At 58.9% G+C, this 25,842-nt stretch carries 22 protein-coding genes and 2 pseudogenes; 16 read left to right on the forward strand and 8 right to left on the reverse strand.

The window, feature by feature from the left end; all coding sequences use genetic code 11:
• The first annotated feature begins 25 nt into the window (after positions 1–25).
• The 4 genes from HGI46_RS22470 to HGI46_RS18140 all read left to right on the forward strand — a co-directional run bounded on the left by HGI46_RS22470 (position 26) and on the right by HGI46_RS18140 (position 4,346).
• Positions 26–1,081: an acyl-CoA dehydrogenase family protein gene (locus HGI46_RS22470; RefSeq protein ID WP_118074291.1), complete on the forward strand. Its 1,056-nt coding sequence runs from the start codon at positions 26–28 to the stop codon at positions 1,079–1,081.
• A gap of 11 nt (positions 1,082–1,092) precedes the next feature.
• Positions 1,093–2,313, forward strand: coding sequence for an acyl-CoA dehydrogenase family protein (locus HGI46_RS18130; RefSeq protein WP_168905360.1), 1,221 nt, complete (start codon positions 1,093–1,095; stop codon positions 2,311–2,313).
• A gap of 360 nt (positions 2,314–2,673) precedes the next feature.
• Complete coding sequence (locus HGI46_RS18135; protein ID WP_125955353.1) at positions 2,674–3,579, forward strand: SDR family oxidoreductase; 906 nt, start codon at positions 2,674–2,676, stop codon at positions 3,577–3,579.
• Positions 3,576–4,346 carry an enoyl-CoA hydratase/isomerase family protein gene (locus HGI46_RS18140; protein ID WP_118074294.1) on the forward strand — a complete coding sequence of 257 codons (771 nt, stop codon included), beginning with the start codon at positions 3,576–3,578 and terminating at the stop codon, positions 4,344–4,346. Before HGI46_RS18135 ends, HGI46_RS18140 begins: the two co-directional genes overlap by 4 nt.
• Positions 4,347–4,361: 15 nt before the next feature.
• Here HGI46_RS18140 and HGI46_RS18145 read toward each other — a convergent pair whose 3' ends face one another.
• Genes HGI46_RS18145 through HGI46_RS18160 form a run of 4 tightly spaced genes read right to left on the reverse strand, consistent with a single transcriptional unit; the run spans position 4,362 to position 8,651 of the window.
• Positions 4,362–5,078 (reverse strand): gamma-glutamyl-gamma-aminobutyrate hydrolase family protein, encoded by a 717-nt coding sequence (locus HGI46_RS18145; protein WP_118074295.1) that lies wholly within the window; start codon positions 5,076–5,078, stop codon positions 4,362–4,364.
• Complete coding sequence (locus tag HGI46_RS18150; protein WP_125955351.1) at positions 5,078–6,409, reverse strand: aspartate aminotransferase family protein; 1,332 nt, start codon at positions 6,407–6,409, stop codon at positions 5,078–5,080. The genes HGI46_RS18145 and HGI46_RS18150 overlap by 1 nt, the downstream gene beginning before the upstream one ends.
• Positions 6,406–7,557: an FAD-binding oxidoreductase gene (locus tag HGI46_RS18155; RefSeq protein WP_118074296.1), complete on the reverse strand. Its 1,152-nt coding sequence runs from the start codon at positions 7,555–7,557 to the stop codon at positions 6,406–6,408. The genes HGI46_RS18150 and HGI46_RS18155 overlap by 4 nt, the downstream gene beginning before the upstream one ends.
• The gene (locus HGI46_RS18160; protein ID WP_125955350.1) at positions 7,554–8,651 is read right to left on the reverse strand and encodes a P1 family peptidase; all 1,098 of its coding nucleotides are present in this window, start codon (positions 8,649–8,651) and stop codon (positions 7,554–7,556) included. Before HGI46_RS18160 ends, HGI46_RS18155 begins: the two co-directional genes overlap by 4 nt.
• 388 nt (positions 8,652–9,039) lie before the next feature.
• On the opposite strand from HGI46_RS18160, the gene HGI46_RS18165 reads away from it, so the two are divergent.
• From HGI46_RS18165 to HGI46_RS22475, 12 genes and pseudogenes are all read left to right on the forward strand, one after another.
• The gene (locus HGI46_RS18165; protein ID WP_168852279.1) at positions 9,040–11,226 is read left to right on the forward strand and encodes a TonB-dependent receptor; all 2,187 of its coding nucleotides are present in this window, start codon (positions 9,040–9,042) and stop codon (positions 11,224–11,226) included.
• Positions 11,227–11,666: 440 nt separating this feature from the next.
• Entirely contained in the window at positions 11,667–12,620 is a 954-nt protein-coding gene (locus HGI46_RS18170; RefSeq protein WP_162896101.1) for an enoyl-CoA hydratase/isomerase family protein, read from the forward strand.
• A gap of 127 nt (positions 12,621–12,747) precedes the next feature.
• The gene (locus HGI46_RS18175) at positions 12,748–13,098 is read left to right on the forward strand and encodes a RidA family protein (RefSeq protein ID WP_118074299.1); all 351 of its coding nucleotides are present in this window, start codon (positions 12,748–12,750) and stop codon (positions 13,096–13,098) included.
• A gap of 237 nt (positions 13,099–13,335) precedes the next feature.
• Positions 13,336–14,514 (forward strand): lipid-transfer protein, encoded by a 1,179-nt coding sequence (locus HGI46_RS18180; protein ID WP_233497667.1) that lies wholly within the window; start codon positions 13,336–13,338, stop codon positions 14,512–14,514.
• Between the two features lies 1 nt (position 14,515).
• Positions 14,516–14,959 carry a MaoC family dehydratase N-terminal domain-containing protein gene (locus HGI46_RS18185; protein ID WP_168905361.1) on the forward strand — a complete coding sequence of 148 codons (444 nt, stop codon included), beginning with the start codon at positions 14,516–14,518 and terminating at the stop codon, positions 14,957–14,959.
• Positions 14,952–15,368, forward strand: coding sequence for a MaoC/PaaZ C-terminal domain-containing protein (locus HGI46_RS18190; RefSeq protein ID WP_118074302.1), 417 nt, complete (start codon positions 14,952–14,954; stop codon positions 15,366–15,368). The genes HGI46_RS18185 and HGI46_RS18190 overlap by 8 nt, the downstream gene beginning before the upstream one ends.
• Positions 15,365–16,882 (forward strand): AMP-binding protein, encoded by a 1,518-nt coding sequence (locus HGI46_RS18195; RefSeq protein WP_168852280.1) that lies wholly within the window; start codon positions 15,365–15,367, stop codon positions 16,880–16,882. Before HGI46_RS18190 ends, HGI46_RS18195 begins: the two co-directional genes overlap by 4 nt.
• 270 nt (positions 16,883–17,152) lie before the next feature.
• Positions 17,153–18,229 (forward strand): CaiB/BaiF CoA-transferase family protein, encoded by a 1,077-nt coding sequence (locus HGI46_RS18200; RefSeq protein ID WP_118074303.1) that lies wholly within the window; start codon positions 17,153–17,155, stop codon positions 18,227–18,229.
• 728 nt (positions 18,230–18,957) lie between these two features.
• Positions 18,958–20,229 carry a D-amino acid dehydrogenase gene (locus HGI46_RS18205; protein WP_118074304.1) on the forward strand — a complete coding sequence of 424 codons (1,272 nt, stop codon included), beginning with the start codon at positions 18,958–18,960 and terminating at the stop codon, positions 20,227–20,229.
• 456 nt (positions 20,230–20,685) lie between these two features.
• Positions 20,686–20,811, forward strand: a complete 126-nt coding sequence (locus HGI46_RS22400; RefSeq protein WP_255460727.1) for a hypothetical protein — start codon at positions 20,686–20,688, stop codon at positions 20,809–20,811.
• Positions 20,780–21,288, forward strand: a pseudogene (locus HGI46_RS18215) (transposase). Before HGI46_RS22400 ends, HGI46_RS18215 begins: the two are co-directional and overlap by 32 nt.
• 29 nt (positions 21,289–21,317) lie before the next feature.
• Positions 21,318–21,443, forward strand: a complete 126-nt coding sequence (locus tag HGI46_RS22475) for a transposase domain-containing protein (protein WP_158453971.1) — start codon at positions 21,318–21,320, stop codon at positions 21,441–21,443.
• Positions 21,444–21,773: 330 nt separating this feature from the next.
• On the opposite strand, the gene HGI46_RS22230 is transcribed toward HGI46_RS22475, so the two are convergent.
• The 4 genes and pseudogenes from HGI46_RS22230 to HGI46_RS18235 all read right to left on the reverse strand — a co-directional run bounded on the left by HGI46_RS22230 (position 21,774) and on the right by HGI46_RS18235 (position 25,648).
• Entirely contained in the window at positions 21,774–22,244 is a 471-nt protein-coding gene (locus HGI46_RS22230) for an IS5 family transposase (protein ID WP_240344721.1), read from the reverse strand.
• 20 nt (positions 22,245–22,264) lie between these two features.
• Positions 22,265–22,588, reverse strand: a pseudogene (locus HGI46_RS22235) (transposase); the annotation flags it as partial.
• A 588-nt stretch (positions 22,589–23,176) separates the two neighbouring features.
• Positions 23,177–24,586 (reverse strand): aldehyde dehydrogenase family protein, encoded by a 1,410-nt coding sequence (locus HGI46_RS18230; protein ID WP_233497660.1) that lies wholly within the window; start codon positions 24,584–24,586, stop codon positions 23,177–23,179.
• A gap of 12 nt (positions 24,587–24,598) precedes the next feature.
• Positions 24,599–25,648 carry an NAD(P)-dependent alcohol dehydrogenase gene (locus HGI46_RS18235; protein ID WP_346766773.1) on the reverse strand — a complete coding sequence of 350 codons (1,050 nt, stop codon included), beginning with the start codon at positions 25,646–25,648 and terminating at the stop codon, positions 24,599–24,601.
• Positions 25,649–25,842 lie beyond the last annotated feature (194 nt).

Here is a 25,842-nt window from a genome sequence, read left to right on the forward strand (position 1 = left end):
GCTTTAGTGCAGTGAGGACAACTAGGTGGAGTTCGATTTTTCCGAAGATTACCGGCTCCTTGCTGACCAGTTGCGGCGCGCTCTCGAAGAAGCTGCACCGCTGGAGGCAGCACGGAAGACTGTCGATACTGGTCAGATCAATGTGACGGCCTGGGAACTGCTCGGTGAGATGGGGATCCTGGCCAGCGGCATATCTACTGATTTCGGTGGTAATGGCCTCGGGCCTCTCCCGGTTTGCCTGGCTGCAGAAGCAATTGGATGGTCGGTGGCCGCAATACCTACCGCATCATTGTATCATGCCACCCCGTTGATCCAATCGTGCGGGTCGCCTGAGCAACAGGATCGCTGGCTGCCAGCATTGGCCAGCGGTTCAGCGACAGCCTGTGTTGCGACAGATAGTGCCCTTGCTGTCGAGGACGATCACATTACGGGCGTTATTTCACCTGTTTCGGGCGGAACTGGTGCATCAGTAGCCATTGTCCGAGCCAACAATCAGCTGTGGCTTGTCGACATGGCTGAAAATGCTGTCGAACAGGAGGCGCTAGAAAGCCGGGACCCGGGTCGTCAGCTCTGCCGTATTACATTCCGCAATACTCCAGCCACCCGAATGACTGGCGACGATGCGGATCTCGCGCTCAATCATGCAGTTGTCTGCGTTGCCTTCGAACAGATTGGCGGAGCTTCTAGGGCTCTCAATGGCGCAATTGATTATTCGCGCGAACGCCGCGCATTTGGGCAAACCATTGGTTCGTATCAGGCCATCAAGCACAAGTTGGCCGACATCTGGACCAAGATTGAAATCGCACGTGCGCATGCGATGTATGCTGCGTGGTCGCTCGGCACCGGAGCAGTCGATTTACCGCTTGCCGCTGCCGCGGCTCGTGCCTCTGCCACCGAAGCCTATCTATTTGCCGCACAGGAAACGCTGCAGGTTCATGGCGGCTACGGCTTCACTTTCGAGTCAGACTCGCACCTATTCTACCGTCGAGCCCGAGCGCTGGCGGCCTGCTACGGACCAGCCGTCGAGTGGCGTTCGCGTTTGGCCGCCAGGCTGATCGCCGGCGAGACCACGAAGCATTGAAAGGCCAGCAGATGGACTTCGCCGATTCTCCCATCGATGCCCAGTTCCGCGCTCAAGCGCGGGAGTGGCTTGCCGCGCATGCACCGGTAACGCGCGGTCGAGGACGAGTTGCCTGGCCTGATGACGCGACACTCGTGGCGGCAGCCCGCGAATGGCAAAGCAAGAAGGCCGCCGCAGGTTACGCAGCTATCGCGCTTCCGCGCGAGTATGGTGGAGGCGGCGGGACAACCACCCAGCAGATAATCTTCCGCCAGGAAGAAGAACGATACGACGTTCCATTTGGCGTCTACGAAATTGGACTGGGAATGTGCGTGCCCACCTTGCTCGCACTTGGCAGCGATAAGGTCAAAGAGCGGTTCGTCGCCCGCGCGATCAGCGGTGCTGAGATCTGGTGTCAGCTATTCTCAGAACCCGCTGCAGGCTCTGACCTAGCAGCCTTGCGCACGAAGGCGGTGAAAACCGGAGAAAACTGGCTTGTAGACGGCCAAAAGGTCTGGACCACCGGAGCGCAGTTCTCAGACTATGGGCTCTTGCTGGCGAGGACTGATTCCAGTGCAACCAAGCACGCCGGGCTGACGCTCTTCATTATCGACATGCGTGCGCCCGGAGTCGAGGTGCGACCGATCCGGCAGCTCGATGGTGGTGTCGAATTCAACGAAGTTTTCCTATCCGGAGTTATAATCCCTGACGAGTTTCGCTTGACCGTGCCGGGCGGCGGTTGGGCAGGAGCGATGACGACGCTCATGTTCGAGCGGCTCAATGTCGGTGCAAACATCGGTCTGATTGATTCATCGACGTTGATCGATATCAGTAGACGCCTCGAGACATCAACCGGGCGTGCAAGCGATGATCCCCACGTTCGCGATATCATTGCCCAGGCGTACTTGAATGATCGCGGGCTCAAGCTGCTGACCTACCGGACTTTGACGAACCTAGGCCGAGGCCAGCTACCCGGACCTGAGCAGTCGATCACCAAGCTCGTGATAGCCAGCCAGGCGCAGTTGATTGCCAATTTGCTGCTTGACCTGCGCGGACAGGAAGGAGCGCTGGTCGGGAGTGCGCTGGGCGATGGCTGGGAAGCCGTTGAGAGATCGTGGAGTTTCGGCGCCGCGATGCGCATTGCTGGCGGTACAGACGAGATCCTTCGTAACGTGATTGCAGAGCGCGTGCTGGGTCTGCCGGCTGCTAAGCGTGACGATACCACCCGCCCGTTCAATGAGGACGCGGCGTGATTACGCTCAGAGGAGAGACCCTTGCTCACCTGACCGATTGCTGTGGCACATCGGGAGCCAGCCAATCAGGACCCTTGCATGGTTTCCATCCCAAGGCTCTCTTTGTTGCCGGTCGCAGCCATCTCCTGCAGCAGCCCGGTGCTTCAAGCCTGATGCGGGCTGGCCTCGCTTCGATGGCGTTGCCCGCCGCATATGGCTCCCGACCTTACGCGGCAGAAGCCCGGCGTTGCAAGATTGCTAATCATTTACGCGGGCCGGCAGGCGGTCGCACCGTTCGTTGCAGGGAACCAAACGGGGCAAATGATCGGACTTTGAATATCGCTACGGTGCTTAGAAATTTTTGATCCGAAGGGAAGACTGATGACTGATACACTTCGCTACGATGGACGGGTTGCCATTGTCACTGGTGCTGGCGGAGGCCTAGGCCGGGCACATGCTCTAATGCTCGCTAGCAGGGGCGCACGTGTGCTTGTCAACGACCTTGGATCGTCGGCGGCCGGCGCGGGGACTGACGCTGGCCCAGCGGCAAAGGTTGTCGAGGAGATTCGCGCGGCCGGAGGCGAAGCGGTCGTCAATACGGACTCGGTCATCGATGGTGCAAGGCTCGTTGAAGCGGCGCTCGATCATTTCGGGCAGATTGACATCATCATCAACAATGCCGGGTTCCTGCGTGATGTTGGGTTTCACAGGATGACCGAGCAGGACTGGAGCGATCTCTATGACGTCCATTTGCTGGGAGCATTCCGGATCGTCCATGCCGCCTGGCCGCGACTGCGCGACCAGAGCTACGGCAGGATCATCAATACTTCTTCGGCCGCTGGGATATATGGCAACTTCGGCCAGGTAAACTATGGTACTTTCAAGCTTGCGCTCCACGGTTTCACCCAGGCCCTCGCGGTTGAAGGACGCGCACGCAACATTCATGTCAACTCTATTGCACCGGCGGCGGATTCGCGCCTGACCCGAACAGTCATGACTCCTGAACAGCTCGCACCGATGCGCGCAGAACTTGTCAGCCCGCTTGTCGGTTGGCTGGCGCACGAAACCTGCAGCGAGACTGGCAGCTTGTTCGAAGTAGGCGGCGGGTGGGTCAGCAAGCTGCGCTGGCAACGTACCCGAGGCGAACGGATCGGAGGCGGTGAAGATTTCTCGCCGGAACAGGTTCGCGACGCATGGTCGACGATTGTCAATTTTGCTGGCGCAGAGGCACCAAGTGACTTTGCAGCAGGGATGGCACCCTTCCAGAAGATTATGGAAGGCGCATGAGCAAAGGGTATGCGATCGCGCTCGAGGTCGAACGCGACGGACCGATCGCGATCGCACGCCTTGCATCGCCGGAGCGGGGCAATTCGCTGGGGCCGGTTGACCTAGGTCGCATCGCCGACCTGATCAACGATCTGGCCGCAACCAACGATGTAGGGGTCATTGTCCTGACGGGGAAGGATGGAATCTTTTCGGCTGGAGCTGCGCTTGATGCTCTTGCTGACAGCTCTGCCGATGACATGGCCGCGATCGTCGCGGACCAGACTGGACGGCTAGCGGCAGCGATTTCGGGATCTCCGGTCGCCATCGTCGCTGCTGTTGACGGTGCAGCCGCAGGTTCGGGCGCGGGCATCGCATTGCTCGCGGATATCCTGGTCATGTCTTCAAACGCACGGCTGCTCTTCCCGTTTGCTCGGCTAGGTCTAGTTCCTGACACAGGTATCAACCGCAGCCTGATCGCGGCAGTGGGCATGGCGCGCGCGCGCGCCCTGCTAATGACTGGGGGCTCACTGTCTGCTGAGGAATGCCTTAGCTTGGGCCTTGCTGAAACTGTCGTGCCCGCGGATGGACTTCACGATGCCGTGCAGAAGCTGTCGATCAAGCTGGCTGGCGTTCCGCGCGGAACACATGGCGCTATCAGAGCTCTGCTGGCATCCGAGGAGGCTGAGGCGGGATTACTGGCAGAGGCCCGGGCTCAGGCTGAACGAATGCGGGACCCAGTAACCCAAGCTGCTCTGACTTCTGCAGTCGCCCTGCTCCAAGGCTCATAAGGTTGGTGCCGAAATCTACCGAGCAGCCGCTGCGGCGACGAATGCGTCAAACAGGCAACCGTCAGCTTCCGAAATATGGAACTCCGGGTGCCACTGCGTCGCGATCCAGAAGCGGCGGTCCCGTCGCTCAATCGCTTCAACAATACCATCCGGCGCAACTGCTGCTGTGCTCGCGTCGACTCCAGGCTCGATGACACCCTGCGAATGCAGACTGTTGACCGGGAAGCTGTCGCAACCAACAATTTCACTAAGAAGGCTCCCCGGCATGGTGACGACCTCGTGTGCAGCTTCCTCATAGGGTGCAGCGTCACGATGCATGTGCCATTCGGGACGCAGTGACTTGAGTGAAGGAACGATTGTGCCGCCCGCTGCGACATTCATGACTTGGAAGCCACCACAGATACCGAGAAGAGGGAGATCCCGCTCCGTCGCGCGCTGCACTAAAGCCAATTCAAACCGTGTCCGCGCGACTTTCTCCACTGGTTCCTGATCAACAGTTGCGGGATCGATAAGAAGGGGGTGAGGAAATTGATACCCGCCGCCGGAAATGAGCACACCGTCCAGCACGCCGAGATAGTCATCGATGAACTCGGCCTCGTGCGGGAGCATCACAGGCAACGCGCCCGCACTGGACAAGGCTCTCATCATGGCCTTGTTGGCGAAATAATGAAGTTGCCGGGCATCACTTCGTAATTCGACATCAGCCGTAACACCGATCAGTGGTCTGCGCATCAGGCCGTACCCGCAATTGCTTGGTCGATCGCCAACGCGAGCTTGTCAACGATTTCGCCCACCTGCGCTTCGGTGATGATGAACGGGGGAGCAAGCAAGATGTGGTCACCTCGCGTGCCATCCACTGTCCCGAACCCCGGATAGCACAGCAGACCGCTGTCCATCGCCGCGCTCTGGATAGCGTTCCAAACCATTCGCTCAGGAGCGAATGGTTCCTTGCTCTCCCGATCGGCGACAAGTTCAATTCCGAGCAGCAGCCCACGCCCGCGCACATCGCCAATATGGGGATGCTGGTTGAACTTATCAGTCAAGGATTGCCGCAAGAGTTTCCCTTGGCGGCGCACATTGGCAAGGAGGTCCTGTTCTTCGATTTCCTGCAGTACAGCGCAGCCCGCCGCAGCGGCGGTCGCGTGACAGTTATAGGTATGGCCATGGAAAAAGAATCCTCGCCCCCCAGCCAAGGTTGCCACGATCCGATCGCTGACGAGGATTGCGCTAAGCGGCTGATAACCGGCGCCAAGGCCTTTCGCCACCACGGCGATGTCAGGAACCACCCCATCCTGTTCGCATGCAAGGTAGGTTCCGCAGCGTCCGGCGCCTGCCAGGATTTCGTCGAGGATAAGAAGGACACCATACTTTTGACAGACCGCCTGGATCGCCTGGAAATAACCAGGAACTGGCGGAATACATCCCGCAGTGGCGCCAACGACAGTTTCCGCAACGAATCCGGCGACGTTCTCCGGACCAAGTTGAATGATGGCGTGTTCCAGCTCGTCTGCGAGCCGGCGGACATATTCAGCTTCAGTTTCGCTACTGCTCTGCTCGCGGTAGGCATAGCAAGGCGAGACAAAATGATGCGGGGGTAGAAAACCCTCGAAGAGCGATCTGCGGATCAGGTTCCCGCTAACGCCGAGTGCTCCGATAGTACATCCATGATAGCTTTGGCGCCGGGAGATAAAGCGGGTCCGACCGGGTTCACCGTTTTCATTATGAAACTGAAGCGCGAGCTTGAGTGCGCCATCCATCGATTCCGACCCGCCTGAACCGGGATAGACCCAGTCGAGCCCGGCCGGCGTCGCGGCAACCAGCGCTTCTGCGAAACGTTCGACTGCATCCGTCGTGAAGTAGGCGTTGTAGAGATAGGGCATGATATGCGCCTGGGCGGATACAGCATCCGCAACCCGGGTGGCGCTGTGCCCGAGGCACGAGACCCCAGCCCCCGACGCGGCATCGAGATATCGCCGGCCCGAACCATCGATGACATAGGGGCCATCGCCCCCAACGGCGACAGGATAATCACGGCCGAGCAGCCGGCGCATTACATTGGTCATAGCGAGACCTCCCCACCCACCAGACGATCCGGCAAGACCTGATCCGGTGTCAAACCTAGGGAGGCTAAGCCTTCCGGCCACGGCCCGCCCGTTACGAGCGCAGAGACAATTGCTGCCATTGCAGGCGCTGTCTGCAATCCGTATCCACCTTGCCCAGCCAGCCAGAAGAACCCATCGGCGTCGGGCGCGAAACCGGCCGTTGGCACGCGGTCGGATACGAAGGATCGCAGCCCTGCCCAACGATGTTGAATCCTCGGCACCGTCATCGTCGTATATTCCTCGACTTTCCACGCGGCCAAAGCGAGATCATATTCCTCAGGCTGGGCGTCGGTGGGAGGACTATCGACTTCGTCCACTGGCGACGCCAGAATCCGTCCGGATTCCGGGATCATGTAGAAATCGTCCACCGCGGCCTTGACGAACGGCCATTCGCTGGCCCCGATTCCATGGGGAGGGTCAAACATGATGACCGTTCGCCGCTTGGGCTCAAGGCCAAGTTGCCGCACGCCTGCCAGTCGTCCCACATGATCAGCCCAAGCTCCGGCCGCATTGATCAGCACGGGCGCAGCATATTGCTGTCCGCGTTCGGTTGTCACCTGCCACAAGCCTGCCTTGTACTCGATGCACACGACGCGGGCTCCGGTAACGGTTTCACCCTTGCCATGCTTGACCCTTCGGGCATAAGCTTGCAGCAATCGGTCGGCATCGAGCCGGCGACCGCCGTAATCGACCACTCCTTCGACTATGCCCTCTCCGCCAGTCTTCAGTACTGGCACCATTGCCAGCATACCTTTTTCGTCGATCCGCTCGATCGTGTTGGTGAACAGCCGCATCTCGGTTTCGAGCCCAGCCAGCGCCTCCACCATTGTCGGGCGAGCTACGAACAACGCTGGAGTCGGCCTGCAAAATGGTTGGTCCGAGAAGTCGCCTGGCGGTTGCTCGAAAAACTCCCGGCTATAGGCGGTCATGGCGCGCACTGCACGGTTGCCAATGCCGAAATGGTAATATGTCGCGCTACGCCCGGAAGAATGATAACCCAGCGCTAGTTCAGCTTCAAGCACCACCACGCGGGCGTTTCTTGACAGCCCCGCGGCAGCTGACATGCCGGCGATCCCGCCTCCGATTACTAGTACATCGGCGCAATTCATGACGTGCTCTCGGGCCCGCGGCCATAGCGTTGCATAACTTCGACGAGCTTGTCAGTCGGCAGAGCGTGCACAGTTGTCCCATCCACTCCAGTCATTGAATCCGACATGGTCATGGAATTGACGATCGCCTCTTCGACCGCTTCAGAGGCTGCGCGAAAGAGCGGATTCATGGCCTCATTGGGCAGCATGCGAAGACCCTCTGCAATAGCGACATCATTAAAGGGTACGCGATTACCGGTCGAAAAGGCGACTATGAAATCGCCCGATCTATTTGAACCGAAACCACCGACGCGGCCCAGGCCGATGCCGCCGCGCCGCGCCAGTCTTGCGCATTGCGGCGGCAACAGCGGCGCATCTGTTGCGAGCACAATCACGATCGAGCCCTGGTCGCGTCGTTGGGGGCTATCCACGACTTCATAACCGATATGCCGACCGACCGGAACACCATCGACGGTAAGCTCGGACCGGTTGCCAAAATTGGACTGGACCAGAGCGCCGACGGTAAAGCTACCGCATGGGGTGGCCGCTACTCTCGAAGAAGTCCCGATTCCGCTCTTGAATTCGAACGTCATCATGCCGGTTCCGCCACCAATCGATCCTTCGGCAACCCGGCCGCCACTGGCCCCATCGAGCGCAGCGGTGACGTCTGCCCGGGTAATCGGCCCTTCCCAGCCGTCATTGAGTACGCCATCGAAGGTTTCTCCGGCCATTGGCTGATGCCAGCGGTCATCAATCCCATTCTGCTTGGGATGGGCCAGCAGCGTATCACGCAGCACCCCGATCGAAAAAGCCGAGCTCATACAGATTGGCGAGGTGAGCACACCAGTTTCAGCAATCCAATGACTACCGGTAACTTCACCGAATCCGTTGAAGGAATGGAAGCCGGCAAAGACGGATTCCTGCCAATAGGGCACGTTCAGCGGCTGGATGGCAGTGACTCCGGTCCGCAAGACGTGCGGTGCGTCGGCAATCCGCGTTACGTGCCCAACGCGGACCCCGGCCACATCGGTAATCGCATTCAAGGGCCCCGTCGGCAGCGTGCCGATCGTTAACCCAAGGTCGCGAAATCTGCATTTCGTCTTTTGGCTTGTCATTTGGCCCCTAGAAAATCGAGTGATCAGAGCGTGGGTTCATGCTTTAACCGTCCGGACGGATAATGCAACCGGAATTGCGGATCCCTGGCAGTCGACTCCGCCAGCTCACCTGATCGCGTTTGCCCGGCCAAGTATGCCGCAGGACCCTTGGGTCTTGTGGTCGAAATGCCCAACCATCTAAGCGGACCGATCCCATCCACGGCAAAGGTTCGGCCCAGTTCACCAGGGCAAAGCGACCTCACGAGACTCCAGTTGTGCTCATGCGTCACATTCATCCGATCCATACCCCTGAAGGTGTTTATCGACCGGTCGGATTATATAAATTGCCCGACCGGTCGATTAATGATACACCGCGCCGACAATGAGGTAATCAAGGGGAGAGGGGCCGATGCGTAAGTTCCCGTTTTTTCTTAGTGCTATGCTGATCAGCATGCCTGCCTTCGCGCAGGAGGCCGATTCGCCTTCAGCCGAGCCGGAGGTTAAAGACAACGCGATCGTCGTGACAGCCCGCAAGCGGGATGAGCGAATTGTCGATGTGCCGCTGTCAATCAGCGCTCTGGGAGCCGGCGATATCGATGCGAAGGCGTCCCTGCGACTGCTCGACCTGGCCAATTCGGTCCCGAATCTGGTCAACATCAGTAACGGGAATGACTCTCTATCGCTGATCGTCGTGCGCGGGGTCGCCAGCCAGTCACGGGTGAACGCAGGATTTGATTCCGGTGTTGGTGTTTACGTCGACGGCGTGGTTCAAGGTAAGCTTTACAGCTTCAACCAGGAACTGTTCGACACCGAGCGGGTCGAGTTCCTCAGAGGCCCACAAGGGACTTTGTTCGGACGCAATTCCATTGCTGGTGCGATCAGCATCACCACTCGCAAGCCCGAATTCGAATTCGGCAGCGACGCAACAGTGCAGCTTGGCAGTTATGACGAACGCCGGTTTTCTGCCTTCCTGACCGGCCCCGTTGCCGAAGACAATCTTGCAATCAGCATCGGTGGCTTCCGGACCACTCGGCGCGGCTATATCACCAACGTCTTCGACGGACAGGATATCGGCGACATCGATTCCGTCGGCGGGCGGATCAAGGCCCTGTGGCGGCCAAACAACGATGTATCGGTCTTGCTGTCAGCAGATTATACGAACGAGGACCAGCTTGCTCCTGTACCGCAGCCGATCAGCGGATATGGCGCTGTCACTGGCACCTACAAGACCAACACTAACCTCCCCCCGATTGCGAAGCGCGAGCTATTCGGTGTTTCGGGTCAGATAGACTGGTCAACCTCAACTGATCTGACCCTGACTTCGATTACCGCCTACCGGACTGCCTCCTCGTTGCGCAATAATGACCCCGACTTCGGCCCATTGGCAGTCGTGGACAGCCAGAAGAAGCAGGATCAATGGCAATTCTCCCAAGAGTTGCGCCTTGCTGGCAAGATGGGGTCTCGATTTTCCTTTGTCAGCGGTCTTTACTATTTCAAGCAGGACGTTGACGGTTACGCCTCGAGCACTTTTGGCAATATTGCCAACGTCCCGGGATTCTTGAGAGGGCTGACCGGTTCTACGAGCGGGATGGTGGGATCGGAATCCTTCGCCGGCTTCGTCAATGCTGATTGGGAGGCGCTACCGCGCCTGACGCTGACGCTCGGGGCACGACTGACCTATGAGAAGCAGACCCTAGACTTCCGTCAGCAAGGCTTCCCGTTCGTTGCACCCACCCTGCCACGTGAAACCGATGCTGGTTCCGACACCGATTTCTCGCCCTTGGTTACCTTGCGCTACAAGCTTGCGCCAAGCGTATCGATCTACGGTACGGTGTCGCGCGGATACAAGAGCGGGGGCTGGAACCTCGACAATGTCACAAGCTTCTTGATCACCTCGTTCAAACAATTGCGGTTCAATCGCGAGCAGCTGACCAACTACGAAGTTGGTTTGAAGGGTGACGTGCTTAACGGTGATCTGGGCTTTGCATTCTCAGGCTTCCAGCAAAATTATGGCGACATCCAGACCGCGAAACTTGTGCCAGTGCTGGGCGGCGGCGGGGCGCTGATCGCGGTTGTCTCGAATGCTGCGAGCGCGAGAATCCGTGGGTTCGAAGGGGAAGTTAAGGTTCGTCCCTTCAAGCCGTTCACGGTTGTCGGAACCCTCGGCTACGCTGACGCGCGATTCAAGGACTACCGCGATACTACGGCCGGCGGCGCACCGTTGATCTTCGACGGCAACCGTATTCCGAATTCTCCCAAACTGACGACCAGCCTAACCGCCACATTGCGAGTGCCTGTGAATGACAGGCTCACCTTGGGCGGGCGCGCGCAATACAGCTATGTCGATGGCTTCTTCCAGGATCGCGATAACAGCGCCGCGTTGCGGATCCCGTCTCGCGACACCGTCGACATGTCGATCGAAGCCGAGATCGACAAAAACTTCCGGCTGGCGTTCAATGTCAGCAACCTGTTCAACAACCAGGTTCCGGTCTCTATCGGTCCGGGCGGTTTCGGCTTTCCGGGTGTAGGGGCAAATCAAAACGTTCAGTTGTCCCTGCCGCGGATGTGGAATGTTCGAGCAAGCCTGAAGTTCTAGTAATCCCGAATCCTAGGTTAGCGATTCTGGACGGAAGTCCTGAAGGGATCGGATAGAGGCGGTGCGGTTTTCAGACCTACCGAGGCCGCCCGCCTCTTCAACTCTGCTGCGCCGATCACCTCGTTCACTTCTGCTCACAGCCTTGAATTAGGATCAGTCGGGCCCAGGGCTGCGTGTCGAGACATGGTCATGATGCATTTTCTGGAACTGCAGGCTCATTCCAAGGCTCGATAACTATGCATAGCCATGACGCGGCGCGACCGGGCAGCTTTTGATACCAGGCAAGCTGCTTCAATCGCCCAGCAGCGAAATCACGAACGCTATCCTAAATTCAAAGCATGACCATAATGGCGGTGGAATTCGGATAATCCAACGATGATAGCATTTTGATTCTGCGAGGCTCAATGACTGCCCCTGTATCGCTTGTTCAGCGTGGCCCCGTGGCCTACATCGAGATCGACAATCCACCGGTCAATGCCTTGTCGCACGCAGCGCGCAGTCAGCTCATTGCCGCAGTTGCCGAAGCTGGACGCAGTGAGGCGCAGGCAATTGCGATAGTTGGCAAGGGACGTAACTTCATCGCTGGAGCAGACATTGCCGAACTAGAACATCCGGTACGAGCGCCCGGACTGCTCGAGCTCGAGGAAGCCTGCCGGCTCGCACCGCAACCAGTGATCGCCGTGATGCACGGTATGGTGCTGGGTGGCGGCATGGTTGTTGCCTATTGCGCCGACTTTCGGATTGCGGCGCCGGGCACACTTTTTGGCATGCCGGAAGTCAAGCTTGGGCTGTTGGCAACCTTTGGAGGTACGCAATTCTTGCCGCGACTGGTCGGCATGCCAGCCGCCCTCAAACTCCTGATCGGAGCCGAGCCAATTGACCTGAAGGAAGCGGAGGAAATCGGCTTCGTCGACGCGGTAGGCGATCTGCAGATGGCAGTGACGATGGCTCCTAGATTCTCAAAACGCCCGGTTCGCAACATCGCAGGCGAACCAGCCAAAGCGGCACTTGCCGCAATCAGTCGTTATGAAACTGCACTGGATCCCGAATGGCAGGCTCCGCAGGCAACCCTTGAGGCTGCACGCGCAGGTGTGGAACACGGACTTGAGGCTGGACTGGCCCTTGAAGCCACCTTGTTTGAGACTCTGAGAGCCTCGCGGCAGTCGCGTGTATTGCGTCGATACTTCTTTGCCAGCCGCGCGCTTGCCCGCCACCCTGAACGCGACATTGCGTTGGCGAGGTTTCGCAAAATCGGGCCTGATCGCGGCGAACTTCGCCGCGCAGCCCAAAACATGATCGATAAAGGCGAGCTAACCGATACCGCAGTCGCAGACGCGGCGATCGTCGAAGCGCTGGCGCTGCCAGCGTGGCGCGCTGACCTGTTGCTCGAGTGATACTACCGATAGGCGGCAATTCGCCATCCGCTTGGCGGCCTGTCCAAGGCAACAGAGCCACCAGTCGATTGCCGCGCCCAATTGACCTCGCGGAACTGGAATTGAATCAAAAGCAGAAGGAACCATCATGGCAAGCATTATACGTCTGAACAGCGGCCCCCGGATGAGCCAGGCCGTAATCCACAACGGTACGATATACCTTGCCGGTCAGATTGGGGTGCCTGGCGAATCTGCGGCCAACCAGACCCAAGACATTCTGACGAAGATCGATGCCCTGCTCGAGCAGAGTGGCAGCGACAGGTCGCACGTGCTTTCCGCGACCATCTGGCTCGCCGACATGGCGGACTTCGAGGAAATGAACGCCGTCTGGGACAACTGGATCGATCGCGACGCTCCCCCTGCGCGCGCTACAGGTCAGTCTCGGCTTGCACGGCCGGGTTGTAAGGTCGAGATCATCGTTGTCGCGGCTGTCAAGTAATCCGCCTTCGTTTCAAATTTGGCCGCGATGTAGCCTGATGGCTTTAGCTGAGTACAGCCCGCGATCGCCTGTACAGTTAGTCTAATTGGATTGAGCCCCCTTTCGTCAGGGCCTGTTCCCCGCACCATCTTAAGAATGAGCTCAGCATCGCTGGGCCTGCCGTGCGGCCACAAAAGGTGCTTGCATTTGACGACCGGTCGGTCAATAAATGTGCCGAAAGAACAGAGGAGAGTTCTCGTGTCGAAGGTTTACGTTGCCGGTGTCGCCATGGTCCCCTTCACCAAGCCTGGGCGAAGCGAAACATACAATCTGATGGGTGCTGAAGCGGTACGCGCGGCTCTTGCCGACGCGGGAATTGCCTATTCGAAGGTCGAACAGGCCTATGCCGGCTTTGTCTATGGCGATTCTACCTCGGGCCAGAAAGCGCTTTATTCGGTCGGTTTGACTGGCATTCCCATTATCAATGTCAACAATGCGTGCGCAACCGGCTCAACCGCGCTGTTCCTTGCGCGCCAGGCCGTGGAAAGCGGCGCGGTCGATGTGGCCTTGGCCGTTGGGTTTGAACAAATGATGCCCGGTGCGCTGGATGTAATGTTTACGGACCGGCCTTCGATCCTCGAAAACTACGTCAGGATTGCAGAGCAGGCACCAGGCGACGACAACACCAGGCCGCCTGCTGCTCGGTTGTTTGGCGGAGCCGGTGCCGAGTATCAACGGCGCACAGGCTTTGAGAGCCGAAGCTTTGCTCTCGTAGCGGAGAAAGCTCGCCGCCACGCCATCAACAATCCTCTCGCGATCTTCCGCGATCCGCTTACCGCCGATGAGATCATGGCCTCACCTACGATCTTTGGCCCCCTCACCCGTCTGCAGTGCTGCCCACCCACGTGCGGAGCGGCGGCTGCGATCATCGTTTCCGAGAAGTTCAAGCGAGCCAATCCGGGTCGCTATGTTGAGATCGCCGCGCAAGCTATGACTACAGACCCAGCGCAATCCTTCAGCGATGGCAGCCTGATCGATGCGGTCGGGTTCAACATGGCGCGCGACGCTGCCCTGCAGGTATACGACAAAGCAGGTATCGGCCCCCAGGATGTACCGGTGGTCGAGTTGCACGATTGCTTCACGACCAACGAGGTGCTCACTTACGAGGCTCTCGGGCTGGCGGCACCGGGAGAAGCGGAAAAGTTCATCCGCGACGGAGACAACACGTATGGCGGTCGGACTGTAACCAATCCTTCTGGCGGGCTGCTTTCCAAGGGACACCCGCTTGGTGCCACGGGCCTCGCGCAGTGTAGCGAGCTCGTCTGGCAATTGCGGGGCGATGCCGACAAACGTCAGGTTGCGGGAGCGAAGGTCGGGCTGCAACATAACCTCGGTTTAGGAGGCGCCTGCGTCGTTACCCTTTACAAGGCTGCTTGAGATGGTTGACCTGTCGGTAATCGGAAGAACATGGCCGAAACGAACGATTGTCGCCGAGGAAGGTGCCCTGCGGTTCTTCGCGAAGGCCACGGGCGAGACCAATCCGGTCTACAGCGACGTGTCCGCTGCCAAGGCTGCGGGACACCCCGGACTCCCCTTGCCCCCAACCTATTTGTTCACGCTCGATTTGCTTGCGCCATCTGAAACCTTCTGGCTCGATGACCTGAAGGTTCCCCTGGCTAAAGTGCTACATGCAGAACAAAGCTTTGAGTATCGGCGAATGGTCTATGCTGGCGAAGAGCTGACGATCGATACGAAGATCAGCAATGCCTATGAAAGAAAGGGCGGACTGCTGGAATTCATTGTGCGCGACATGACCATCACCGATGCGAAGGGAAGCGAATGTGCGTTGCTCAAGACAACCCTGGTGGTGCGACATGGCTAATGGAACCGAAGCGATCGCAGTCGGCACCCGGGTGCCAGAGCGCGTACTGCCGCCGATTTCCCGCACTACCCTTGCATTATTCGCGGGAGCCTCAGGCGATCACAACCCAATTCATGTTGATATAGATTTCGCCAGGTCCGCCGGTATGCAAGACGTCTTTGCACACGGCATGCTGTCGATGGCCTATCTTGCGCAATTGCTTACCAGTTGGCTACCCCAAGCCCAGTTGCGTTCCTGGAAGGCCCGGTTTGTATCCATTACCCCTGTGGGAGCGGTCGTTTCCTGCAGCGGTGAGGTCGTCGAGCTGTTCGAAGTGGATAATGAGCGACGGGCTCGCCTGAAGATCCTGGCCACGATCGGCGGCGACGTGCAAACTCTGGCCGGCGAAGCGGAGGTCGTGCTTCTATGACTGCAACCGTCATCAGTGGATCAACCATGGTCACCGGTAGTACCATCGACCAGCGCGCTGCCAAGGTGGCGACTGGATTGGCCGAGATGGGTATTGGAGCTGGTGACACTGTTGCAATCCTGCTCCGCAACGATCCGGTTTTCTTCGAAATTTCGTTTGGAGCAAACCTTATTGGGGCAAATGTCGTACCAGTAAACTGGCACTTCCGCAGCGAGGAAGCCTTGTTCGTGGTTGGCGACAGTGGTGCAAAAGTGATTGTAGCTCACGAGGATCTCCTTCCTATTCTCGGCGACCGTTCGTCGCTTTCATTGCCGATCCTGGTCTGTCCTGTCCCGCAAGAGGTCGCCAAAGCCTACGGCAGTCCGGTCTCGACAGTCGATGAATGGGCGAACTGGCGTGACAAGCATGCGGAATGGCGAGGCGAACCACAGATCACCCGCTTCGGAATGATTTACACGTCGGGAACCACAGGCAAACCAAAGGGTGTGAAACGAGAGCCAGCAGATGCTGAGATGGCCAGGCGCATGGCCGCGCTCATGGCGACGGCGCTCGGTCTTGTCCCTGGCCAGACAATCCGTACAGTCATAACTGGACCAATTTATCACGCCGCACCGAATACTTACGCATTGGTAGCGGGCCGGGTGGGTGAGTTGGTAGTAATGCAACCGCGTTTCGACGCGGAAGAGCTTCTAGCGCTCATCGAGCATCACCGGCTTACTCATGTCCACTTGGTTCCGACTATGTTCGTGCGCCTTCTGAAGCTTCCCGAGGAGGTGCGTTGGAAATACGATCTGTCATCGCTTCGGTTTGTGGCGCACGGTGCAGCGCCCTGCCCGCCTGAGATCAAACAAGCCATGATCGCATGGTGGGGGCCGATCATTCACGAATACTACGGCGGTAGCGAGACTGGTGGCGCCGTTTATCACAATTCCGAAGAAGCCTTGCGCAAACCCGGAACTGTCGGTCGTGCAATGGATGGCTGCGCGATCCGCATTCTCGACGACGAGGGCAATGAGATTCCGGCCGGGACTCCAGGTCATGTCTATATTCGTTCAACCAGTTTCCCGGACTTTACCTACCACGGTCGCGATGCTGACCGCCATGCAGTCGAGCAGGAAGGCTTCATCACGCTAGGTGATATCGGGTTTCTCGATGAAGATGGTTATCTATTCCTCTGCGATCGGGCAAACGACATGATCATTTCGGGGGGGGTCAACATCTACCCAGCGGAGATCGAAGCCGTGCTGCTTTCACATCCGGGAATCGCCGACGCGGCCGTCTTCGGCGTACCCGACGCGGAGTTTGGAGAAGCTGTTTGCGCGGCGATTCAGCACGCCGACATTGGCGGACCCGATGCCTGGGAAGTTAGAGCCTTTGTCCGCAGCAAGCTCGCAGCTTTCAAGGCTCCTCGGCACGTGGAGTTCCACTCCACCCTGCCACGGGAAGACTCTGGCAAGATCCTGCGTCGGTTGCTGAAGGAACCACACTGGGCGGGAACCGGAAGGTCGATCTGATACTTGCGGACTGGGCTTTCATCGCAGTTGTCGGCGACAGCCAAGCGCAAGTTCAATAGGCTTGCACGACTTGCCCACAGAGGTGCTCCCCAGCATTCAATCGGTAACGCCTCTTCGGGACTTTTGGGCCGCCGGGCGATCTGGAGGCTCTCTGCCGCCAGGTCAGCAGACAACCGATACGGCTTCGACCTGCCGACCCGAGCTCACTTGTCTGATTGTAGTTCTGTGACCCAGCCGAAACATGCGTCATCATGAAGGAAGTGTGCATTCATGACATGTGATGGACCGCTCAAAGGCCTTCGCGTAATCGAATTTTCCGGAATCGGTCCTGCACCATTCGCAGCAATGCTGCTGGCCGACATGGGGGCTGATGTCATCAGAATCGATCGGCCAAACGCGCCAATTGAATATGTCTTGGCACGCGGCAAACGCTCAATCGCGCTAGACATGAAACAGGCAGCGGACCGCGAAATGGCCATTGAGCTGATCGGAGAGGCAGAGATTCTGATTGAAGGATTTCGACCTGGCGTGATGGAACGCCTTGGGCTTGGTCCGGAGCCCATGCTCGCGACCAATTCCAAGCTGGTCTACGGACGTATGACAGGCTGGGGACAATATGGACCATTGGCGCAGGCCGCAGGCCATGACCTCAATTATATTGCGATCTCGGGAGCGCTTCATGCGATAGGATTGGCCGAGGGTCCGCCGCTTCCACCTTTGAACCTCGTGGGCGATTTCGGTGGTGGATCACTCTATCTCGTCATGGGCCTGCTCGCGGCGCTAAGCCACGCGAGGGCGACTGGACAAGGCCAGGTAGTCGATGCCGCAATGAGCGACGGAGCGAGTTCACTGATGGGTTTGTTCTACGGGCTCAAAGCCCGCGGCGAGTGGAACGATGCGCGATCTGCAAACTTTCTCGACGGAGCAGCGCCTTACTATCGCTGCTACCGTTGTGCCGATGGGGGTTGGGTATCCATTGCCGCAATCGAACCTCAATTCTGGGCGCAGCTTCGGGAGCGGGTTGGGCTTATCGACCCGCTCTTTGACCGTCGAGATGACACCGCATCGTGGCCGGAGATGTCTCAGGCTCTTGAAAATATCTTTGCGACGCGAACCCGAGACCAATGGTGTGATTTACTCGAAGGGAGCGACGCTTGCTTTGCACCCGTTCTGTCTTTGAGCGAAGCTCCATTGCATCCCCACAATCAGGCACGCGGCACTTTTACCTCTGACGCGCAAGCGGCTCCGGCACCTCGCTTCTCTGTAACACCCGCGCGCAACGGCGACGACCCGCCCCTCACTGATGCCGACCGTGAGGCCATCATACGGGACTGGCTACAAAGATAATACTTTTAAAAACCACAGTAGATTTCATACAGTTCGAAATAAAATTCGATATTCTTATCCCTAATAAGGCTTGAATAAATGCTATTATTCCTGATATTATTCATTTCGCGATTGCGCAATCCGGGCAGTTTATAATGTCCATACTGTAGATTTATTTCCCTTAATCTCACCAATAATTATCCACATATTGGGGGATTCCGGAGGAATTTCCAGCCAGCAACACACAAGATGTTATCGCCACCAATCTCTTCCAAATCCCGCGCTTGTGTTACTCTCTGTAGCGCCAAGCCCACAGGCTTTTCTAACGCAGGGCGCTCTATGCAGACTCTTTCAGGCCGCACTAGTGAGATTCGCACCGGCATCGGTGTCAGCTACGGCTCTACGCAAAGCACTGGCGACCCTTTTCACGTCGTCACCAAGCTCATGGGCTATTCCAATGACGGGCCTCACCACGTCTTTATCCATGTCGCGGATGGTAATAGCGGTCACGGCGGTCCAATGATCTGCCGCTTGTCGATAGCAAGCGTCAGGCTCTCGCTCGATTTGAGTGAAATACCCGGATCCCTTTTAAAATGCGAGCCCACGGTCGAATCGATCGGCCCAACCCAGAGCGTAGATAATGTCGCTGCGAATGCCGGCAAAATTTCCTACTTGCTCCAAGCCTGTGTCGGACTCCGGTATCCGAGCGTCCTTAGAGGCCCACCACTGGCCCAACAAAGTAGGACGGCATGAAAATCGCCATTCTCGGCAGCGGCGTTATCGGTGTGACATCTGCGTGGTACCTGGTTCAAGCCGGCCATGAAGTCATCGTCATCGACCGTCAGAGCGGCCCCGCTCTTGAAACGAGTTTTGGCAATGCCGGTGAGGTCTCGCCAGGCTATGCCGCCCCTTGGGCCGCGCCCGGCATACCGATCAAGGCGCTGCGTTGGTTATTCATGAAGCATGCGCCGCTGATCTTGCGTCCGCAACCCAATATGGCGATGCTGCGGTGGATTGCTGAAATGCTAGGAAACTGCACCCATAGTGCCTACGCGACCAACAAAAAACGAATGGTTCGACTCGCAGAATACAGCCGCGAGAAGCTGATCGAACTACGCCACGAAACCGGCATTGCATATGACGAGCGCAGCCGGGGAACGCTGCAACTCTTTCGCGAACACGACCAGTTCGACGGGATCGCGAAGGACATCGCCGTGCTCAATTCGGATGGCGTTGCCTTCGAAGTGCTAGACCGACAGGGCTGCATCACCGCCGAACCAGGCCTTGCCTACAGCAGCGAGAGCATCGCGGGCGGTCTGCGCTTACCCAATGACGAGACGGGAGACTGCTTCAAATTTACCAATGCACTTGCCGATCTCGCGAAGGCAAAGGGCGTCACCTTTCTCACTGGTTGCACGATCCGTCGCCTCGCCACCGACATGGGTCGAATTACCCATGTCGAAACCGATAAGGACAATATCCGTGCCGACATCTATCTTGTCGCACTTGGCAGCTATTCGCCGTTGCTACTCTTGCCGCTCGGGCTACGTCTGCCGGTATATCCGGTGAAAGGCTATTCCACTACCATCCCAATTGTCGACGAAAGCCGCGCGCCAGTTTCGACTGTGATGGACGAGAGTTACAAGGTCGCTATAACGCGGTTGGGCGACCGTATCCGCGTCGGCGGCATGGCTGAGTTGTCAGGCTATTCTTCGAATCTGCCCCAAGCGCGGCGCAACACGCTAGACCTTTGCGTCGGCACGCTGTTTCCCAGTGCAGGCGACCTCAGACGTGCCAGCTTCTGGAGCGGCCTCCGGCCAATGACTCCGGACGGCACGCCGATCATCGGTCCGACCAAAATTCCAAATTTGTTCCTCAATACCGGCCACGGCACGCTTGGCTGGACGATGGCCTGTGGATCAGGGCAGATCATAGCCGACCTGATTAACGGCAAGCGCACCGCAATCCAAACCGACGACTTGGCTGTCAGCCGCTATCAGCGCGGTTTATCCCGGTCCTAGCTAGCTGCGGTCCCAGCCTTAGACTATCCCAATGGAACAAGCTCACCTTTGGTCCCACCCTATTGGGCGTCAAGCCGAGCGCCGAGCCTCAGCGCCCTGATTAGGTTGAGGTCGCTGGTGCTATGACGATGGCATGTGATGATGCTGGCGCTAGCCGGGTAGCGCGCCTCGACGTGTTCACCGGCTTGGGGCGGCGGTGCGATCGGCTGCCGGAGGTAAATGCGTCGATCGTGGCAGAGAGCCTCTCCGGGCAGGAGACCATCTGCTCGGTCGTGCGGCGCCATGGCATGAGCCCATCGCAGCTGTTCACCGGGCGTCGGCAACTCCGCAAGCAGATGGAGAGCCGGGGCGCATTTTTCCGGCACTCGTTTCTGCCGTGGTCGATACTGGTTCGGCCGCCAAGTCCGCGCCTGCGCCCAGTGGGCGAAGAGAGACCCACGCCCGAAGGTGAGAGCAGTGGAACTGGAGATCGCCGGCTTGGCGGTGAAGATTAGCCGCGGCGCCGATGCCGGAGTGATTGATGCGGCAATCGAAGCGCTCAGGCTACGCGATGATCGGGCCTGCTGCCGATGCGCGTGCTGAGCGCGCGCAGAAGCATATCTGGGAAGCTATTCCGGCATCTTGCAGGTCGGACGGGCACAGCGGCTACGCCGCGCTCGCCAGACTAAGCCAGCAACTCAGCCTCGCATTCTGCTGGTCGCACGTGATACGCAAGTTTTACGAAGTGGCTGACAGTTTGCCGGTCGCGACCGAGGTGCAGCGCCGCATCGCTATACTATACGAGCTTGATGACGAAGTTCGCGGCACCTCCGCCAGTAGCGACGCGCTATTCGCAGAGAGAAGGCCGGCATCATCGTCGATGAACGGCGCATCTCCTCCGAGGCGAGGCTCCGTCAGATCAGCGCCAAGAGCAAGTTCGCCGACACCATCCGCTACGCGCCGCCCCGCCGGACCGGACTGTCGCTGTTCCTGAATGAAGTCCGTGTCGAACTTGACTCTATTCCGTCGAGCGGCCGATCCGGCCGCTGGCCCTCAATCGTAAGAATGCACTCTTCGTAGGCTCCCACAAAGGCGGCAACAACTGGACTGTGATCGCCAAGCTCATTGAGAACTGCAAGATCTTGGGCGTAAACTCACACACTTGGTTGACTGAAACGCTCGCCAGGCTGGCCAGCGGCCATACAGCAAACGCCGTTGGTGAACTCATGACATAGACGGGCGCGGCGTGAGGAGAGCGCTTACGAGCGAGCGGCGGAGCTCGAAGGTTTGTCGGTCGACGAGGTGACGTTCTTCGGAAAAGTGATTGTGGCCGAAAGCCTGTACCTAAGCGACTTTCTGCAGCGACATCGTCTGTCGAAAGGGCAGCATAGCCCGCTGTCGTCGTCGGAACGGCGGGTGTAAGTTTTCCGCGCCGTAGTTAATGCTGACCGGCTTCGCGCAACTCCTCATTTCCCAGTCCTCGCGCAGGGGCAGAACGTAGGCCGTCGGTCATGACAACCTCGGCCTACCCCTGTTGCTTGAGACTCTTCATCATCAAGGTCAAACTAGGTTTCGTGGACAAAGGGTATCCACTGTAGGGCCGCGACAAGATTGACGAAGCCGAGGTATGATTCTTGGGTTTTGTCGTAGCGGGTGGCAATTCGGCGCCAGTTCTTGAGCTTGTTGAGCAGACGCTCCACGAGATTGCGCCAACGGTACTTCTCGCGGTCGTGTGGCACCGGGTTGCGTCGGTTGCTCTTGGCGGGAATGACGGCTTCGATGTCAGCTGCAGCCAGATCCTCCCGGATGGCATCGGCGTCATAGCCCTTGTCTGCGAGGAGGGCCTCGATCCTGTCGGCGATCATACGGAGCAAAGGCCCGAAGCCTTGAATATCGTGGCTTTGGCCAGGCGTCAGCACGAACCCGAGTGGGCGACCTTGGGCATCGCATCGCGCGTGGAGTTTGGTGCTGAAGCCCCCTCGCGATCGGCCAAGAGCCTCGGCTTCCTGAGTCCCTTTTTTATGCCGACTGCACAATGATGTGCCCGGACCACAGTGCTATCGATCATGTCGGCGGTGACGTCTCGCCCCACCATCTCTGCGAGTGTCTCCAGCATCGCGTCAAACACGCCGGTCGAAACCCAGCGCCGGTAGCGCCGGAACACGCTGTTCCATTTGCCATATTCGTCAGGCAGGTGACGCCACTGCGAGCCTGTCCGGGCGATCCACATCATACCTTCGAAGTACCGCCGATTGTCCTGCGCTGGACGGCAACCGCGCCCTGTCTCAGGCGGCAGCAATTCCGAGATTATCGACCACTCGTCGTCCTTCAATCCAACCCGCTCGCCCAATGCCGCCTCCAAAAGACAGCTTTGAATCAAACAGCGGGTCTGCTGTCAACCTTTGTCCACGAAACCTAATGATCGATGCTCGGGCTTGGCACTTTGCCTTGGCCACGGTCGACGACGAAATCTGTGAAGGCAATGAATCACTCGTCGAGCTTACTCGCGCTCTTCCAGGACTTGTAAATGCGGCCAATCGGTCGATGGCATCAAAGTTTCTCTAGTCACTGCTGCGCGATCTTGCGCGTTGCTGGCGAGACATTCTTCCTGCCGCGGGCGCCAAAGGCCCGCTTCCCCGTCCATGGCCTGACGGCGGGGTCTTGGACTCCCCAGAAGGGGGGGTCTGACAATCCTGTCGCCGTCTTTAGGTCGCTCGGCGCGCAGCGCGAAGCGAGGTCTCGCGATGCATGCCGCATTTCATTGGCAATCTTGTGGCGGGGTTTGCCGACGGCTTCGCACGCATGGGCACGCACGCGAGCTAAGTTCTTGATAGCCGGTCTAACGGCAACAGGCTAAGAGCGAAGTTGGAGAAGTGCTGCGCGACGACCGTTGCAGCTGCATAGCAGATTTGCATACCGCCATCATCGCTGGTTCAAAGTGACGTAATTCCTACCAGATGTTGCTGATCTATTTTGTAACAAGGAAGGTCTTTGGATCGGTATAGGCCATCAATCCCTCGATCCCATTCTCCACCCCCATGCCCGATTGCTTGCGCCCGCCGAAGGCTGCGAAGGGTGACAGGGCGAGCCCCTCGTTGATCCAGACATTCCCAGTATCCATTCGCTCAGCGATCCGCATGGCGGCGTCCATGTCGGCGGACCAGACGGTTCCGGCCAGCCCCATGTCGGTGTTGTTGGCTTTGGCAATCGCATCTTCGACATCCGTAAAGCGCACGAGCGGCAAGATCGGCCCGAACTGTTCCTCCTGGACGATACGGCTGTCTTCGGGCGGATTGTCGACCAGCGTGACGGGAACAAAGAGGCCATCTCCCTCTGGGGCTTCCCCCTGGAGCAACTGGTAACCGTTCGCTTCGCAATCGGCGAGCAAGCCCTTGACGCGGTCGTACTGCGGCTTGTTCTGGATCGGCCCGAGCGCGGTGCCCTGCTGGCTGCCATCACCCATCGGCACAGCCAGCGCCAGCTTTGCCAGTTCATCGCGGAACGCATCGTAGATGTCATTGTGGACATAGGCCCGCTTGGTCGCGACGCAGACCTGCCCGCTGTTGGTGAAAGCCGACCAGAACAGCTTTTCCGCCGTTTCCGGGACGTTGACGTCCGGCATGACGATCGCCGCATCGTTGCCGCCCAGTTCCAGTGTCAACCGCTTCAGCGTCGATGCCGCGTTTGCCATCACCCTGCGTCCGGTGGCGGTCGAGCCGGTGAAGCTGACCTTGTCGAAGCCCGGATGCGACGTCATCAGCGGCCCCAGTGCATCGCCGCCGGTGATAATGTTGAGCACCCCGGCAGGCACGAAGTCTCGCACCAGTTCGCCAATCCGCAGCACGGTCATCGGCGTGAACGGCGAAGGCTTCAGGACCAGGGTATTGCCGGCCAGCAAGGCAGGCGCGATCTTCCAGATCGACAGCACGACCGGAAAATTCCACGGCGAAATCCCGGCCACCACCCCGATCGGGACATAGCGGGTGACCTGGCGGCGGCCCGGCCCGGCCTCGATCTCGCGGTCGGGCAGGGTCAGGCTGGCGGTTGCCTGACACCACTGCGCGGCCGCCATGACCTCGAACTGGGCCTGCTCCGCCGGCTTGCCCTGCTCGCGGGTGAGCATCGCAGCCAGTTCCGCGGCGTTGGCAGCGATAGTCTCGCCGATCCGGTTGACGATTGCCGCGCGGTCGGCCCAGGCCGTGTCACGCCAGGCGGGGAAGGCGCTGCGGGCCGCGGTGATGGCCGATTCAAGCTCTGCCGCTCCGGCATCTGGCACAGCGGCGAAGACCTGTCCGGTCGCCGGGTTGCACACATCGAGGCTGTTAGCGGACGATGCAGCCTTGCCGCCGATCGTCATGGTCAGGATGTCTTGGGTCACAGTCAGGTTCCTTCAAGCCGGGAGTTCAAGGATTACCTTGACGCATTTGCCGGAATGGCTGTCGGCAATCGCCTGGTTGATCTGGTCGAACGGGTAGATGGTCGAGAACCGCTCGATCGGTAGCTTTCCGGCAGCGTGCAGCGCGATCAGTTCGGGCAGGAAGGTATCGGGATCGCTGTCGCCTTCGATGATCCCCTTGATCGTGTAGCCATAGGTAATGGCCGGCACGATCGGCAGTGGCAGCGCCGCATCGAGGCTGCCGGGCACTCCGACCAGGCCCAACGCGCCGTGCGGCGCCAGCATGCCTAGCGCGGCGGAAATCGCCCCGACATTGCCGCTGGTGTCGACCACGTTGTTCGCGCCTTGCGGGAGGATGGCCCTGACCTGTTCGGCAGTGTCGCCCGTAGCCGGATCGATGGCATGGTCCGCGCCGAGTTCGAGCGCCAGTTGCCTCCTGGCCTCCTGCGGTTCGATCATGATGATCTTCGAACAGCCCGCGATCTTGCCGCCCAGCACGGCGCTGAGGCCCACGGCGCCGGCCCCGAGGACGACCAGGTTCGATCCGGCCTGCGCCTTTAGTGAGCGCAGCACCGCACCTACACCGGTCTGGATCCCGCAGCCAAGCGGCGCAAGGCTGGCAAGATCGGCCTCGTCTGGCAAGGCCACCACATTGCGTTCGTCGGCAATGGCGTGCGAGGCGAACGACGACTGCCCGAAGAACCGGGCCGAAACCTGCCCTGTATCATCGTGGGCGCACGAGCTCCCGTCAGCCCGGACGCAGGCAAAGTTAAGCGCGACGAATTCCTGGCAATAAGCTGGATCGCCGCTGTGGCACTGGCTGCACCGCCCGCATGAATTGAAAGTCAGCAGAACCTTCTGGCCGGGCCGGACCTTGGTCACCCCTTCGCCAACCGCTTCGACCACACCCGCGCCTTCGTGCCCGAGGATCAGGGGAAAGGGTGATCCCATCGCGCCAGAGGCGAAAACCATGTCCGTATGGCAGATGCCTACCGCGCGGATCCGGATGAGCACTTCGCCAGCGCGCGGCGGATCGAATTGCACTGTTTCGATTGAAAAAGGCTGGTTCGGTTCGCGCAAGATTGCTGCCGTGCCTTGCATCACCACTCTCCTGGAATTGTCGTCACGCCTACTTTTCCAGTTCGACCGGCGTTCGGCCCCATACTTTTGTTTTGGCCGAACGCGCAAGCATGGACCTATTCACTCCGTCGAATGCTGCTCCGCCGGGCCACCTGGTG

It is taken from the genome of Novosphingobium sp. ERW19 (assembly GCF_012641315.1).
Taxonomy (GTDB): domain Bacteria; phylum Pseudomonadota; class Alphaproteobacteria; order Sphingomonadales; family Sphingomonadaceae; genus Novosphingobium.